Annotated in this window: 13 protein-coding genes and 1 tRNA gene; 3 read left to right on the top strand and 11 right to left on the bottom strand. The window is 40.9% G+C overall.

What is annotated here, in order from left to right; genetic code table 11:
• Nucleotides 1-263 precede the first annotated feature (263 nt).
• The 8 genes from L6773_RS11185 to L6773_RS11150 form a co-directional block, all read right to left on the bottom strand.
• Nucleotides 264-352 (bottom strand) — tRNA-Ser (locus tag L6773_RS11185).
• Between the two features lie 63 nt (nt 353-415).
• Nucleotides 416-1,000, bottom strand: coding sequence for a hypoxanthine phosphoribosyltransferase (gene hpt, locus L6773_RS11180; RefSeq protein ID WP_237854487.1), 585 nt, complete (start codon nt 998-1,000; stop codon nt 416-418).
• Nucleotide 1,001: 1 nt separating this feature from the next.
• Entirely contained in the window at nt 1,002-2,360 is a 1,359-nt protein-coding gene (gene tilS / locus L6773_RS11175; protein ID WP_237854485.1) for a tRNA lysidine(34) synthetase TilS, read from the bottom strand.
• Nucleotides 2,293-3,123: a biotin--[acetyl-CoA-carboxylase] ligase gene (locus L6773_RS11170; protein WP_237854483.1), complete on the bottom strand. Its 831-nt coding sequence runs from the start codon at nt 3,121-3,123 to the stop codon at nt 2,293-2,295. Before L6773_RS11170 ends, tilS begins: the two co-directional genes overlap by 68 nt.
• 4 nt (nt 3,124-3,127) lie before the next feature.
• Nucleotides 3,128-3,427, bottom strand: coding sequence for an isoamylase early set domain-containing protein (locus tag L6773_RS11165; RefSeq protein ID WP_237854481.1), 300 nt, complete (start codon nt 3,425-3,427; stop codon nt 3,128-3,130).
• Between the two features lie 215 nt (nt 3,428-3,642).
• Nucleotides 3,643-5,361 carry a phosphoenolpyruvate--protein phosphotransferase gene (gene ptsP, locus L6773_RS11160; RefSeq protein ID WP_237854474.1) on the bottom strand — a complete coding sequence of 573 codons (1,719 nt, stop codon included), beginning with the start codon at nt 5,359-5,361 and terminating at the stop codon, nt 3,643-3,645.
• Nucleotides 5,358-5,627 carry an HPr family phosphocarrier protein gene (locus L6773_RS11155; RefSeq protein WP_237854472.1) on the bottom strand — a complete coding sequence of 90 codons (270 nt, stop codon included), beginning with the start codon at nt 5,625-5,627 and terminating at the stop codon, nt 5,358-5,360. Before L6773_RS11155 ends, ptsP begins: the two co-directional genes overlap by 4 nt.
• Nucleotides 5,628-5,821: 194 nt before the next feature.
• On the bottom strand, nt 5,822-6,148 hold the full coding sequence (locus L6773_RS11150) for a phage holin family protein (RefSeq protein ID WP_237854470.1): 327 nt from the start codon (nt 6,146-6,148) through the stop codon (nt 5,822-5,824).
• A gap of 61 nt (nt 6,149-6,209) precedes the next feature.
• Between L6773_RS11150 and L6773_RS11145 the strand changes: the two genes are divergently transcribed.
• Nucleotides 6,210-6,659: a GNAT family N-acetyltransferase gene (locus L6773_RS11145; RefSeq protein WP_237854468.1), complete on the top strand. Its 450-nt coding sequence runs from the start codon at nt 6,210-6,212 to the stop codon at nt 6,657-6,659.
• Nucleotides 6,660-7,073: 414 nt separating this feature from the next.
• Here L6773_RS11145 and glmS read toward each other — a convergent pair whose 3' ends face one another.
• Complete coding sequence (gene glmS / locus L6773_RS11140) at nt 7,074-8,915, bottom strand: glutamine--fructose-6-phosphate transaminase (isomerizing) (RefSeq protein WP_237854466.1); 1,842 nt, start codon at nt 8,913-8,915, stop codon at nt 7,074-7,076.
• Nucleotides 8,916-8,998: 83 nt separating this feature from the next.
• Between glmS and L6773_RS11135 the strand changes: the two genes are divergently transcribed.
• Nucleotides 8,999-10,216 carry a putative sugar nucleotidyl transferase gene (locus L6773_RS11135; protein ID WP_237854465.1) on the top strand — a complete coding sequence of 406 codons (1,218 nt, stop codon included), beginning with the start codon at nt 8,999-9,001 and terminating at the stop codon, nt 10,214-10,216.
• Between the two features lie 71 nt (nt 10,217-10,287).
• Complete coding sequence (locus tag L6773_RS11130; RefSeq protein ID WP_237854463.1) at nt 10,288-11,757, top strand: SLC13 family permease; 1,470 nt, start codon at nt 10,288-10,290, stop codon at nt 11,755-11,757.
• Between the two features lie 5 nt (nt 11,758-11,762).
• On the opposite strand, the gene L6773_RS11125 is transcribed toward L6773_RS11130, so the two are convergent.
• Together L6773_RS11125 and L6773_RS11120 are read right to left on the bottom strand one after the other, a co-directional pair.
• Nucleotides 11,763-14,426, bottom strand: a complete 2,664-nt coding sequence (locus tag L6773_RS11125; protein ID WP_237854461.1) for an exo-rhamnogalacturonan lyase family protein — start codon at nt 14,424-14,426, stop codon at nt 11,763-11,765.
• Between the two features lie 19 nt (nt 14,427-14,445).
• Nucleotides 14,446-15,288, bottom strand: a complete 843-nt coding sequence (locus tag L6773_RS11120; protein ID WP_237854458.1) for an ROK family protein — start codon at nt 15,286-15,288, stop codon at nt 14,446-14,448.
• Nucleotides 15,289-15,291: the final 3 nt, after the last annotated feature.

Raw genomic sequence — 15,291 nt, 5'->3', positions numbered from 1 at the left:
ACGAGCTTGCTCAACGAAGCTTTAGCGTAGTTGAGCGGATCGACTACGCGCAAGGCTTCGTCGATTAAAAGAGAGAGGGATTCAAACAGATCCTAATATTCTTTTTTCTAATATTGCTTGGCTGGACGGAGCCGGTCTTAAAATATTTCTCCAAGGCAACGGCTTTTTTCTTATCTCTGACGGCAAGATAAGCAGCTGAAATTAAAAAAGCTTCGCGGCAAGCCCAAAACGAGCTTGCTCAACGAAGCTTTAGCGTAGTTGAGCGGAGAGGGAGGGATTCGAACCCTCGATACCCCGTTAGGGGTATACTCCCTTAGCAGGGGAGCGCTTTCGACCACTCAGCCACCTCTCCGAATGATCAAATAAGTTTCACAAAGAGCAACAAATATAGGAACCTTTTATGGGCCTTTGCAAGCTAAGATTTGGTTTTCTTTTCACTCTTTTTCTTCTCCTGCAAAATATAAATTTGCGCCAAATTCCTTCCCTCCTGGGCATAATCCAAACCATATCCCAAAACAAAAAGATCCGGAATTTTAAAACCCACATAATCGATCTGGACATCATGGTGAGTCGCTTCACTCTTATGGAGCATTGTAATTACAGAGAGTGATGCAGGGTTCATTCGCCCAACTTTCTCAACCAAATACTTCATGGAAAGACCTGTATCAACAATATCTTCAACTAAAATTACATGACGATCTTTCAAATTGGCGTCAATTTCTTTGAGCTGACGTACCTGTCCGGAAGACACTTTCTCATCCCCATAACTGCTGAGCTTTAAAAAATCGACCTCGCAGGGAATGGTTACATAACGCATCAGATCTGCTAAAAAAATGTAAGCACCGTTGAGCACACCAATAAAAATCGGTTTTTTATCATAAAAATCGTGGCTGACCTTCTCCCCCAGTTGCCGAATTCTTTGCTGGATCTCTTCGTGTGTTAAGTAAACTCTAAATTGTTCTCCATTTATGTTTACATACTCTGGCTGATAGAGATCCATATTAATTTGCTTTCGTAATCTTTAAAGTTCTTTTTGTTGAAGATGTACAGCGTACTCTTTCTGAAATTGTACCCAATTCAGATGATTTAGAATAATTGGGAAATATAAGAGCAGAGATTGATCCATCAAAAGATTCCAGGACAAGGGCCTGTTTCTTTTTAGTGGATGGTATTTTTCGATTAGTAAGGTGGTCTGACACCAATTGCGTGCCATCCATGCCGAGGGGTTGAAAAGAATCACCATCTTTCCACCTGCGGAGAGTGATCGGAAACTCTATTTTTTCTTCATCCAAATGTAAAATATCGTCTGAATAACTCTTTGGAGGTGGTACAAATGATAATTTCCAATCAGAAATCGTTAACGATTCCTCAAGCTGACTTTTATTAATTACTTGGTTAAACTCCTTGAGATCCGAATCATCAATAATCTTAAAGAAATCGCGATCACGGTATAAAATATGGAATTCAGAAACTTGTAGTTTCCCCCCGCTTTGAAGTTCGCCAATCTTATCAATACTCTTCAAAAAACCCCTGCTGATTTCGATATCTTCAGTATTCTTTTTAAGAAACTGAAGGAGAATTGAGGCTCTGATTTTTGTATCAAGTTCAAGAAAATCATCTCTAATCAACCTATTACCAGTTGTGGATACTTTTTGAAGAATCAGATCAGTCATTAATCCGAACTCTTCCGCACGATCTGCAAGTTTCTGTAAATTCTTTCTCCAACCCGGAAAAAGCCTGTTCAAATCAGGGAACCAATGGTTTCGAATAAAATTTCGTGCGTAGGTTGACTCTTCATTTGTTCTGTCAATTCTGTATGGCACATTAAACTGCTGTACAAATTTCATGATCTCCGACTTGGAAAGATTCAACAGGGGGCGAAAAAGATAACCATCCAAAACCTCCATCCCTTTCCAGGCATCCAAACCCGATCCTCGTAAAATTTTCTGTAAAATAGTTTCAAGCTGATCGTCCTGGTGGTGAGCTGTGAGAATGAGATCAGCAGAATACTCTTTTTTGATATCCTCATACGCCTGGTATCGACGCTGCCGCGCCCAATCCTGGAAATTACCTGTTTGCTCTTCAGAGGAATCAAGCCGCATGGAAATACATTCTATTGACCAATGCATGCAAATATCCTCCACCAGCTTCTGATCTTTATCAGACGCCCCCCCTCTCAACTGGTAATTACAGTGTACTACAATGGTTTCAATATCAAACCGATGTAAAAGATAGAGCATAGCCATCGAGTCCGGGCCGCCGCTAATGCCGGCAATAACACGTACAGAAGAATCAGACAGATGGGTTTTTACCTGGTTGCGAAACGATTTGGTGACCGGTGATAATTCGAACTTGTTCATATATAAATTTATTGACATCTAACTGCTCATTCAACATCAATAATTCGCCATTCGAATTTACACCTATAAATTTAAATTTTTGATTGGGTACAACGCCATTCACGTCGATATCTACCCATTCACCATAACCAAGAATTTTCTTGCTTATATCTTGTTTCAGGATCTCATCCTGTTTATGCCACCGGTGATACACATTTTCGATACTCAGCAGGATCTTATTCAGAAGTTCCTCCCTTTCTACCGAGTGATTCGCTTCCCGTTTCAAAGACGTAGCTATACTATTGATCTCATTGCTGAATTCCGTTTGGCCTACATTTAGTCCCAACCCAATCAATACACGGTCAGGTTTTGACCCATTGAAGGTACACTCAGTTAAGAGACCGCCTATTTTTTTACCGTTTATCAGAATATCATTTGGCCATTTAAGGCAAACTGAATCTTCGAGATACTCTTCCAGTACTTCTGTGATGGAGTACGCCACAGCAAGTGAAAGTAAATTGAACCGATCACTTAATTTCGGGCGAAATGCAATGGTGAAGGTTAGATTTTTAAAGGGCTCTGCTTCCCACCTTCGTTCATATTGCCCTCGACCTTTCTCCTGGTGATCGGTCAATGTAACCGTCCCATGTATTAATTCACGGGACGGTATTTTTTTTAAATAAGAATTTGTGGAGTCTGTTTTTTCGAGGTAGATAAACTCATGTCCCAACCAAGAGGTTTGCAGCATATGGCTGAAACGTTCTACATCGAATTTTGCAGACATAAATTTATTTTCCGATTTCTACCACACTATCTTCCGTTCCGAATTCATTGGGAACATATTTATCAGCTGCGTCATCATTTTCCCATTTTTCACCGTCAATCAAATACCTGAACCGGTATGTGTTTTCTGGTTTTAGACGCTTGGTGATTGTCCATTTATCTTTCTTCTTTTCAAGAGTGTCTTCTTCTTTATCCCACTCATTAAAGTCCCCGGCCAGCTTCACTTCTTTATCAGCCCACTCTTCAGGGATTGAAAATGTTACTTTGCAAATTGTTCGTTTAGGAGTAAAATTTTTCTCTAACATGATTGCTGTTGTATTGGTTTGAAATTTCTAAAAAAGGAAATTACCTAATTATTTTATGAATAAAAATGATTTACAATTTATTATTAATATGATAGGACAAATTAAATTAATTAATTTAAGTTTTAATCCTTAAAAGTCAATTCTATTAGCTGTGGTAGCGTTTCCCGTTTAAACAATAAAGCATATAACTTCGAAACTCTTTAAGAACATCGTATTTACAAAACTCTCCAGGCATCCAGCAATTCATGTACCTCATTAAGGTCAGCAGCCCGGAGAACTTTGTCAGATAGTTCATTCATCTCTTTAAAACTATGGCTGCACAGTACAGATTTCACGATAGGGATGGAACTTGTATTCATACTCATATCTTTAATTCCCAAACCGAGCAGACATGCAGCTGCTTCAGGTTTTGATGCCATCTCACCGCATATAGCAACCGGAATATTATATTTGTCGGCGGCGTCTTTAGTCATTTTTATCAATCTCCATATCGAGGGATGAAAACTGTCAAAAAGGTGAGAAATCTTCTCATTTCCACGGTCAACAGCGAGTGTGTACTGTGTTAAATCGTTCGTACCGATACTAAAGAAATCAACATGTTGTGCAACGTGTTCAGACATCAACGCTATACTTGGAACCTCTACCATCACCCCAAGCTGAACATCATGGTCAAATGGAATGCCTTTCTTGCTGAGATTCTGTTTTACTTGTTTAATAATCTCTTTTACAGCCTGAATCTCTTCCATTCTTGAAACCATCGGGATGAGAATTTTCACTTTTTTCTCAAATTTGCCAGACACTCTGTAGATCGCTTCAATCTGGTTCTTTAGAAGCTTTTTCTTATCCAAAAGCATCCTTACGCCCCGCCAACCCAAAAATGGATTATCTTCAAACTCAGAATCATCCAGCAGCTTATCACCGCCTGCATCAAACAGTCGAATGGTTACCGAATGGTCGTTAGCTGCTTCTAACACTTTACTGTAAAAGGCAACCTGCTTTTCGACGTCGAATTCATCACTCTCAAAAAGTAGCGTTTCTGTACGCAACAGGCCGACTCCCTCTGCCCCGTGGCTGTTCAGCCTGGGTAATTCTTCCAAAAACTCAATATTTGCGCGAAGCGAAAACTCGGATCCACAGGAAGTTTTATTGGGCTTATTGGCCCATTCCAGGGCTTTTTCAAATCTCTTTCTTTCATCTTCTCTGCGCCGTTTGTACTCCTCTTTTTGTTTCCAAGACGGGTTAATAATCACCTGGCCGGTTGTACCATCGATGATAACATCACTTCCATCTTGAATATCATACCGATTCCAATGCACATTAATAACACACGGAATACCGAGCGACTGGGATAAAATAACAGCGTGAGATGTAAGACCCCCTTTTTCCATTACAAGGCCTGCAATTTTTTTCCTGCTCAATTGAACCATGGCCGTAGGGGAAATTTCACCTGCAAATACAATCTCTCCCTCTTTTACAGTGTATCCTTTCTTCTTTTTTTTCGTTGCACGAATCAGTTCATCCCGAATAGAAACAATATCGATGGTTCGATCTTTAGCCCAGGCAGAACCTGAGTTTTCCATCAGCTGTATATAATCATTCAGGGTATTAAAAATGGCATACTCAACCGCAAAGTGTTCGTCCTGAATTTTTTGTTTAATTGAAGATGTAACCTCCGGATCGTAGATCGTCTGTATTTGTGCATTAATGATCTCCTCAAGATCATCGTCATCTGGAATATATTTTAACTTTTCATATTCGTTACCTACCATTTCACGGGCCTTGAGAAATTTCTCAAGATTATCTTCAATTTCAGAATCGGATATTTTTTTAGGATGAACCGTGGTATCCGGCTCTCTCAATTGCCATACATTACCGATACCTATTCCATGTGCAGCAGGACGGCCTGAAAATACTTTTGTGTGAAAGTCCTTCATGGTGCCATATTAAACCTGTTTTCAAATAACTCAGATATTGCCTCTAAAGCCTCCTCTTCATCGGGGCCATCCAGTACTAATTCCATCTCTGCACCGGATTCAGCCGCAAGAGTCATTACTCCTAAAATACTCTTACCATTAACTTTGTATCCATACATTTTAATAAAAAAATCGGACTTAAATTTAGATGCAGTTTTAACCAGTGTTGAAGCCGGACGCGCATGAAGTCCGGACTCGTTCTTAACAGTTACTTTTTTGGAAACCATAGATCTTTTAGAAAAGATAAAACCAATCGAATGACTAATGAATCAGAAGATATGAAAACATTAAGATGTTTTTGAGTCGACCCTTAAAATAGGAAGTCCTGTTTAATAAATAAAAATGCCGCTTCATGATGAAAATTATTGAAAATTAACAAGTTCAGCGGCACCATTACACTTTGGGAAAGAAATCCGTTCGATTAGAAGATCCAGAGCATAAATGAATTGAGCACTGAAATAATTATACTATAAAGAACAGCCCACCAAAACCCTTTGATGGTCAATCCGTCAATAAGCTTATCAATGATCATTAAAATCCAGGCATTAATCACCAATACAAATAGGCCAAGTGTAAGAATAGTGAGTGGCAGGGTTAGCAACACTATTAAAGGCTTTATAAACATATTGATTAAGCCAAGTACGATGGCCACCCCGATAGCGGTCCAGAAACTTTTAATTTTTACTCCTTCAAGCAGGTAGGCTCCAATGAAAACAACAATGCTATTAATGATTAATATTTTTAACATATGATCAATTATTTATGAAGGTTTATCATCAATACGCAGCAGTTAAGATAAAGTTTAGATTATGCAGTGGTTTCACACATCGGATTTAAATGAGATGCCGGCAAGTGATTTATACCAAATTTTAAAGCTTCGGCAGGATATATTTATCATCGAACAGAAATGTATTTACCATGATATTGATAACATAGACACGAAATCTGAACATATTTATTTAAAAGAAGACGGAGAGATCATTACCTATTCCCGAATTGTCCCTGCAGGCATCAAGTTTGATCGCCCCTCGATTGGCAGGATTGTGGTGAAAAAAACATACCGGGGAAATGGCTATGGTAAAGAGATAGTAAGAAGATGTCTTAAAATTCTTTCACAGAGAGGTATTAGCAGTGTTTTTATTGAGGCACAAAGCCATCTTGAGTTATTTTATGAATCCGTTGGGTTCAAAAAAGTGAGTGATGCATACCCGGTGGACGGTATCTCACATATAAAAATGATACACCACTTCATCACCTGAATGCAGAATACAATTTGAATTCAGCATCAGACCAGATTTGAGCAGTTAAGAGAGTCCTAAAATTTTAAATTTTTACCCGGTAAAAGCCACGATTATTATAACAATGAGAAGCGCAACTTTAAATAGAACAGATTTCCAATTTCTCATTTCAAGAGCAGAACGTTTGGTATATTTTTATTGATAATGGTATGTACCTAAAAAAACAATCAAAATCAAGTTATCCACATTAATGATTTTACTATCATTTTAATTTACTTCTCAAAAAACGTACAATATTTGCTTTTTTTATAGAATTTTGAGTTTTGATCCATTCGATCACCAAACAAACCAAAAGTTATTCACAATTGTTACATTATTTGTACCCATACCATCAGCTTGTCTTCATTTCATGAATATCAAATTGCAAATCAATTTTTATTCAACTGTCACGCTTTTAGCAAGGTTTCGTGGTTGATCTACATTACATCCTCGGTTTACAGCGATGTAATAGGAAAGCAGTTGCAATGGAATAACAGTAAGAAGCGGCGAGAAACAGTCATTTGTTGTCGGAATGGAAATATGAAACTCGGAGAGATCCATCACATCTGAATTTTCATCATTCATAATAGAAATGATTCTCCCTTTTCGCGCTTTTACCTCTTCGATGTTAGATATCATTTTCTCATTTGTGTGATCCGTAGCTGCAATCACAACCACCGGCATCATCTCATCAATTAAGGCAATAGGACCATGCTTCATCTCAGCAGCAGGATAACCTTCCGCATGGATATAAGAGATCTCTTTCAATTTAAGTGCTCCTTCAAGCGCAACGGGAAAATTATAACTTCGGCCAAGGTATAAGAAGTTGGGAGCATAGGTGAACAGGCCAGCCATTTTTTGGATCGACTCGTCATTATGTTCTAAAATGTATTCCACCTTTGAAGGAATCTTTGACAACTCTTTGATAAACTTTGACATCTCATCCTGGCTCAATACCCCTTTTCTTTTTCCGAGCGAAAGAGCCATCATCGTTAAAACCACAACCTGTGCCGTAAATGCTTTTGTTGATGCCACACCTATTTCCGGCCCGGCGTGAGTAAAAACACCGGCTTCTGTCTCCCTGGAAATTGTTGATCCAACCACATTACAAATTCCCAGAACCAGGGCACCCCGTTTTTTGGCTTCTCTGAGAGCTGCTATTGTATCTGCTGTTTCCCCACTTTGTGAAATAACAAGGAGCACATCTCCTTCTCCCACAAGTGGATCTCTGTATCTGAATTCTGAAGCGTATTCTACTTCAACGGGTGTTTTTGCCAAATACTCAAATAGATACTCACCGACTAAACCGGAATGCCAACTGGTACCGCAGGCTGCAATCACAATACGTTTGGCGTTCACCAAATCATCCATCACATCTTCAATTCCACCCAGCTGAATAGAGTTGTTCTCCACGTTCAATCGGCCTCTCATACAATCTGCAATGGATCGCGGCTGTTCAAAGATCTCTTTTAACATAAAGTGCGGGTAACCGGCCTTCTCAATCTCATCGATGCTGATCGCCAGCTCATGCACCTCTTTGGTCAGCTCAACATCTTCAATGGTTTTAACGCTGTAGCTGTCTTTAGTGATTGTAGCCATCTCACCGTCGTCCAGGTAAACAACTTTATTCGTATAGCCTACAATGGGGGACGCATCAGAGGCGATAAACATCTCGTTTTCTCCGATACCAAGCAGAAGAGGCGATCCTTTTCTCGCGATAAAGATCTTATCGGGCATATCTTTATTGACTATAGCCAGCCCGTATGTGCCTACAATTTGCTTTAAAGTCAATTGTATGGCCTGCTCAAAGGAAACTCCCCGGGAGGTAGTATATATCTCCTCTAAAAGTTGGGCGACGATCTCTGTATCTGTCTGGCTGTGAAAGGTTTTACCCCTCGAAATCAATTGCTTTTTTAAAGTTGTATAATTCTCAATAATACCATTGTGAACCACAGCAATATTTCCGGATTCACTCATATGAGGATGTGAATTGATGTCATTTGGCTCACCGTGTGTTGCCCAACGGGTATGGCCTATTCCAAGATGACCTTCCAACCCGGATTGCTTTATCTTTTTAGCGAGGGCATCAACCTTTCCCTTGCCTTTATTAAAGTGTAGGCCACCATTAACCAAAGCAATTCCGGCCGAATCATACCCACGATATTCAAGTCTTTTTAATCCTTTTAACAGAACTTCTGATGCCTCTCTATTTCCAACATAACCTACTATGCCGCACATAATGAATTTTTTTAAAGTATTTTTATTTAATTGCCTAAGTTAACACAACTTTTTAGAGGATTAAAACAACCAAATTTGTATTTATGAACACTCCGTGTTGTTTCTTTGAAGATGATTTTCTTGAAAATTTTCATCCACTTACACTCACCCGCCCCGTTTATGATTTGAGGGTTGGTATTTTAACTCTTGGCGAAAAATGGATTCAGGTACTGAATGCTGTTCATCAAAATCCGAAAGGAATTCTCAGAAATCACTTAAAAGGAGTTTTTGACGAGTTTACGCTTTCGGATACCCACCAGAAAGCTTGTTGGATCAATCCTCGCTTCATTCCTCATAAAAAAATCGCTGAACAAGTTACTGATTTAGCCGAAAATGAAGGAATTGTTTCCGACGGCCAACTTATTTCCGCTCTGCTTACGAATGAAACACATCAAAAGTGGAGTCAGACCGGAATAGACCTTGAAGACATTTCTACCCGTGAGCTGAATTCAAACGATTTGGTGATCCTGAAAAACAGTTGGGAGTTGTTCCAGATAAATGGGGAACAGATTCGGAGGGATATAGATTTGTTAAAAAATAATTTCGTGAGAAGTGAACAAGATTTCCCCCATGCAATTTTTACAAACCCGAATGAAATCTATATCGAACAAGGTGCGATCATAGAACCTGGAGCTATGTTACTGGCTGAAACAGGGCCTATCTTCATTGGAAAGAACGCTAAAATCATGGCAAATTCCATTGTGCGGGGACCTTCGGCTATTTGTGAAAAATCGGTCGTTAAAATGGGAGCAAAAATTTACGAGGATACTACCGTAGGGCCTGTTTGTAAAGTAGGTGGTGAAATTGCTAACACCATTTTCCATTCCTATTCCAATAAAGCCCACGATGGGTATGTAGGAAATTCCGTGTTTGGCCAGTGGTGTAACCTGGGGGCAGACACAAATACATCAAACCTTAAAAACAACTACAGCACCGTGAAAGTGGTTGACTGGAAAACCCAAAAACAGTTTGATACCGGCCAACAGTTTATCGGTACTATTATGGGCGACCACAGCAAAACCGGTATCAATTCAATGATGAACACCGGTACGCTTTGCGGTGTTTGCTGCAATTTGTTTTCTGACAAGTATCCTCCAAAATTTGTACCCTCTTTTAGCTGGGTTAGCGGAAGTGATATTGTGCCTTACCATTTCGAAAAAGCCGTCGAAGCGATGGAACGAATGATGCAGCGCCGATCGGTTCAATTGACATCATCCTACCACAATATGATGAAGGCTCTTTTTCAATCTACCAGCTTTTGATTGTATTTCTCAGCGATTTATCGGGGGGATTCTCTTTAACCAGACCATAAATAATAAGTATTGGAGCACTTTTGCAGATAAATCTGAATTTTTCGAGAAGCGGCCTCTATCTTGGTCTTGTTTTCTTTGTCATCATTTTGATTTTGCCCTCACCGGAAACAATGAGTGCCGTTGCCTGGAAAACCACTGCTGTAGCCGTCTTAATGGCTTTCTGGTGGATTACGGAAGCCATCCCAATCGCTGCGACCTCTCTCCTTCCTATTGTACTTCTACCCGTTTTGGGAATCACGCCAATCGGTGAATCAACCGCTCCTTATGCAAACCCTCTTATCTTTCTGTTTATGGGGGGATTTATCATCGCTATTGCCATGCAGCGATGGGAACTTCATAAGCGAATCGCTTTGCGAATTATCAACTATGTAGGAGTAAAACCCTCTTCCATCATTGTTGGATTTATCATTGCATCGGCATTTTTAAGTATGTGGGTCAGCAATACCGCAACGGCTTTAATGATGTTACCCATTGCGCTCTCCGTACTTCACTTTACTGAACGAGAAAAGTCTGATGATTTGCCGGTAACTAATTTTGAAATTGTACTCGTTCTGGCCATCGCATATGCATGTAATATTGGCGGTATTGCCACCCTGATCGGAACACCGCCAAATGCGCTGTTTGCAGGATTCATGCTCGAAAACTACTCAATCGAAATCAGTTTTGTGCGATGGATGAGTATTGGTATACCGCTGGCCATCGTTCTTCTACCACTCATGTATATCATCCTCTCAAAAGTTGTTTTCCCTATTAAACTAAAAGAGCTGCCGGGAGGTCGGAAGGTTATCAATTCACAATTAAAAGAAATTGGCAAGATCTCTACCCCGGAAAAACGCGTTGCAGTCGTTTTTACGATGACTGCAGCATTATGGATCTTCCGTCCTTTGATCTCCAACATCTTACCCGGTTTATCTGATGCGGGTATCGCCATCGCAGCCGGGATTGTTCTGTTTATCATTCCTTCCGGTTCAAAAAAACACCAGAAGTTACTCGCTTGGGAAAATATGCGTGATCTGCCGTGGGGAATCCTCATTCTTTTTGGAGGTGGATTAAGCCTTGCTAATGCCATAAGCTCATCCGGGTTGGCAGCCTGGATTGGAGAAAGCGTTCAGAGCCTGGAAACTTTTCCAATTATCCTGTTGATCTTCGCCGTCATACTTATCGTAGTATTTTTAACTGAAATCACCAGTAACACAGCAACGACAGCGGCTTTTCTTCCTATTCTTGCTTCTACTGCTATCGGGATGGGTCAAAACCCCATGTTGTTTATCATTCCAGCGACCATCTCTGCAAGTTGTGCATTTATGCTGCCCGTAGCTACACCTCCAAATGCTATTATCTACGGCAGTGGAAAGGTATCGATTCCGCAGATGGCAAAAGCTGGTTTATGGTTGAATATCATCATCGCAACGATACTTACCATCGCTACATATTATTTCTTTGCGTATATTTTTGGCGTTGAAGTAGGTGTAATCCCGGATTGGGTATAGTAAACCTACCGAACGCAAGATGAGAATTCCGAAAGATCATCGAATTTTTCAAGCCTGTCAATCATATACGGAACACTATATGCATGTGTCCAGCCGAAAATCCTCAGCCCCATAGAGAAACTCCAAACAGGCAAACGCTGACTAAAGAAGGAATCACTTGTAGACATCGGAAGGTTACTCACATCCTCCATCGCTGCTTGAAACTCGGCTTGCGTTTCAAACTCGCTAATTGGTGTTGGCATTTGATCAATCAACAAATGAGAAGATCGCTCACATGCCTCGATCAAAAATTGTTTCTCACCGGTAAAATCAAATGCAGTGATCAACGGATGAATACTCGATAAGAATGATTCGTAATCGTGATCAATGGGCGGAACATCCCGAATACTACGTGCGTGGGTTAGATATTCGTGTTTAATGTCTGGACGGTCAAACATCTGCAAATACTTGGTGAGTCCATGCGAGAGATAATTCTGGGAATAGCCGTATCGGTCTATCGTCATACGTCCGCCCTGCTGTTTCTGAAGAGTTAATAATTGGTCGATCCGATCATTCAGTTCAGCGAGATATATCTGTTCTTTTGAGGCATCATACAGTTCAGCAAGGTTCCAAATCGACAGGTATAATCTTCGGCCAGTAAGTCCATGTTCACCAAAAATTCGACGGATGTAATAATCGCCGGTCATCCTTGCGACGTCGAGCCCTCGGTGATATCCATCCAGGTAGTATGATGCCAGCCAGCCTGTTACCCAAACGTGAGCAGAGAGCATAGATGACCAATGTCCATCTGAGTGCCTGCGCCCCATTCCAAGATATGGCGTTCCGTCAGATTGCTTTTCAGACATAAACCAGTCCAGCGCACTGTTGGAATCCCCTCGATACTTCTCCGGGCGGGGCCAGTGAACATTATCCACATCCATACTGTGTCGGCTTGAAGCCTGCGCCATTTCATACATTTTTGATTCACCCGTACGAATAAAGTTTGTCCACCACATAAAATCCTGAGCCGGTTCATTATTCGCCCATTGATACCAGTTTTCACGGAAGTAGTAGTTCTTTACATCGCCGTAATTAAACATACCATACCAGGGCTCCCAGTTTTGGTTAAAGAGCATCCAGTCAAATTTATATTGCATGCTTCGCTCCAGCTCCGGGAAATTGTGATCGGCATCGGCGAATTTTCCATAAACTCCAGAAATGCCATACCAGGAATGATCGGCATGCGCCACCGGTGGATTCAGAACAAAATCCATGGTCTTTTTGATTTCAGACAGTGTTTGATCTCCATCATGGAAGTAGAAAATGGTTTCGGTGGTTTTGGTCAGCCCCGTGGCAAAGTTGCCGGGCATTCCAAATTGAGGAACACTGCGCTCAAAACTCATTGGTGATTCATTCGGACTCCATGAATATGCGTAAACCTCACCCGATTCAAGATCTACAGCCAGTTCATTAGGATACTCCTCAAACATATTTCGAATTCCAATGCTCACGCCAAACTGATCCCCTGAAATGCTCATCCAACCTGCCGCCTTATGACTCTGCTCTACAGGTGTCCCATTGGCCGAAATACTGGCTTCAAATCCATGAATACGTTCTTGCGGAGTTGAGCTTGTATCTTCCGAAGACATCGTAGGATCGGGCCCGGTTTGAAATACCGAATAGCTAAGCTCGTCTGTCAGATTCCTTTCCACAAAAACCGACTCACCCTCTTCCCACCAATTTCCTGAAAGCAGTTCAGATCGAAATATTTGTTCTCCCGATAAACGATAATCCAAACTTAAACCCGACTGCTCTATCATATCATACGGTTCAGTCAGGCCTTCATCTCTTTGCCGCTGATCCTCATCAACAATTAGCTCCGATTGTGTAGCGATTTCAGGAAACTGTTTTCCGTTCAGAGGTTCACTGTTATCCGGTTGGCCGGTGTAAGTGATCGTGTGATAAACTTTCACATACGACTTCCCCGCATAGGCATGAATATATGTGACAAACGGAGATGCATCGTGCTCCTCCCGATTGTACTGGTACTCACCTTCTACACGAAGAATGGCATGCAACGGTCCCGACCCTTTTTCAATAAAATGCTGCTTAACCACTGCCGTGGATGCATCCGGCCCGTTTTCGTTGATATAGTCCAGGAATGAACCGCGGCCGTTGATTCCGGTTGCAACTGTATCTTTATCCGAAAAATTAATTCCGTCACTATTCAGCAAGATGGAATCGATAAATCCGGATCCCCCTTTATCTACCCGAAATTTCAAGGGGCCTGTATCGATTTCGGCAAAACCGTTATCCCGCTGATTATTTTTGAAAACAATAGGATGCTCAATCTCAACTGTTTTTCGAACGTCCTCTCCATACTCGACGGTGTACTCAGAAGAATTATCCGTGAAAAAGAAAATCCAGAGCCATTTCACACTGTAATTGGCCGGTTCCCATGTTGTCACCTGCGTGGTTTGTGATATGATTTCCTGTCCATCGTTATTCAGAACACGAACATGATCCGGAGAGTAGAGAGCTCCTTCGGGGAATGGAATTCCGAGTTTCACAGGTACACCTGATTCAGCATTTTTTACATGAATCGTCACCGTGTCCGATGCAAAGCTGTTTGAATGAAATAACAGTACCGTAAAAGCAGAAACTAAAAAGAAACGAAGAGATCGGTTCATGATAAAAATTGCATCTGGATTAGTCTGTAGTTAAAGCGGCGGCACCGAGAACAGCCACATGTTCGGTTTTAGAGATCGTAATTTTAATGTTCTTCAAGGAGCTTGGAAAGCCATATGTTTCCAGCCCTTTATAAAAAGCATCTTTAAAAATATCAAACGTTTTACTTATGCCTCCTCCAAGTACGATCGAATCCGGATCGAAGGTATAGAGTACAATTTTTATAGCTTCAGCGATGTGTATCCCCAACACTTCAAAGGTTTTTATGGCTTTTCGATCTCCGGCGAGGGCTTGCTTATAAACTTCTTCACCAATCAACCCAAGTTGCCTTGAAAAAAACTGACCGCTGCAGTAATGCTCCAGGATGGAATTTTTGTACGGAATCATTCCAAACTCCCCGGCCCCGCAATTTCTGCCCTCATAGATTTTTCCGTCGATAATTGCACCACCTGCAAAACCGGTTCCGATCACTAAACCGATTAGATTCCTTTTTTCCCGTCCTTCACCAAAGTAGTACTCTCCAAGGGCAAAACAGTTTGCATCATTATTAATGAAAACCTGCTTCCCGGTTTCCTTTTCAAGTTGTTGCTTTAGCGGAACCTCATCCCAGCCAGGAATATTTGTTACATCATATACAATTCCTTTTTCTGAGTCGACGACGCTTGGAACTCCAATACCAACTTTTTTTATACCATCATCCACCGAATCAATCATCTCAACCATAGCTGAGAGAATAGAATCAACAGATTTATCTTCAGGTAGTCTTCTTTTTTTGAGTGATTGAATTTTTCCGTCCTTCACCAAACCCGCCCGGATATTGGTTGCACCAAAATCTATTCCAATAGCCGCTATAGAATTTTGCATGTT

It is taken from the genome of Rhodohalobacter sulfatireducens (genome assembly GCF_022012475.1).
In the GTDB taxonomy this organism is placed as follows: Bacteria; Bacteroidota; Rhodothermia; order Balneolales; family Balneolaceae; genus Rhodohalobacter; species Rhodohalobacter sulfatireducens.
The sequence above is the reverse complement of the archived record's forward strand: the minus strand, read 5'-3'. Positions and strand labels throughout refer to the sequence as shown.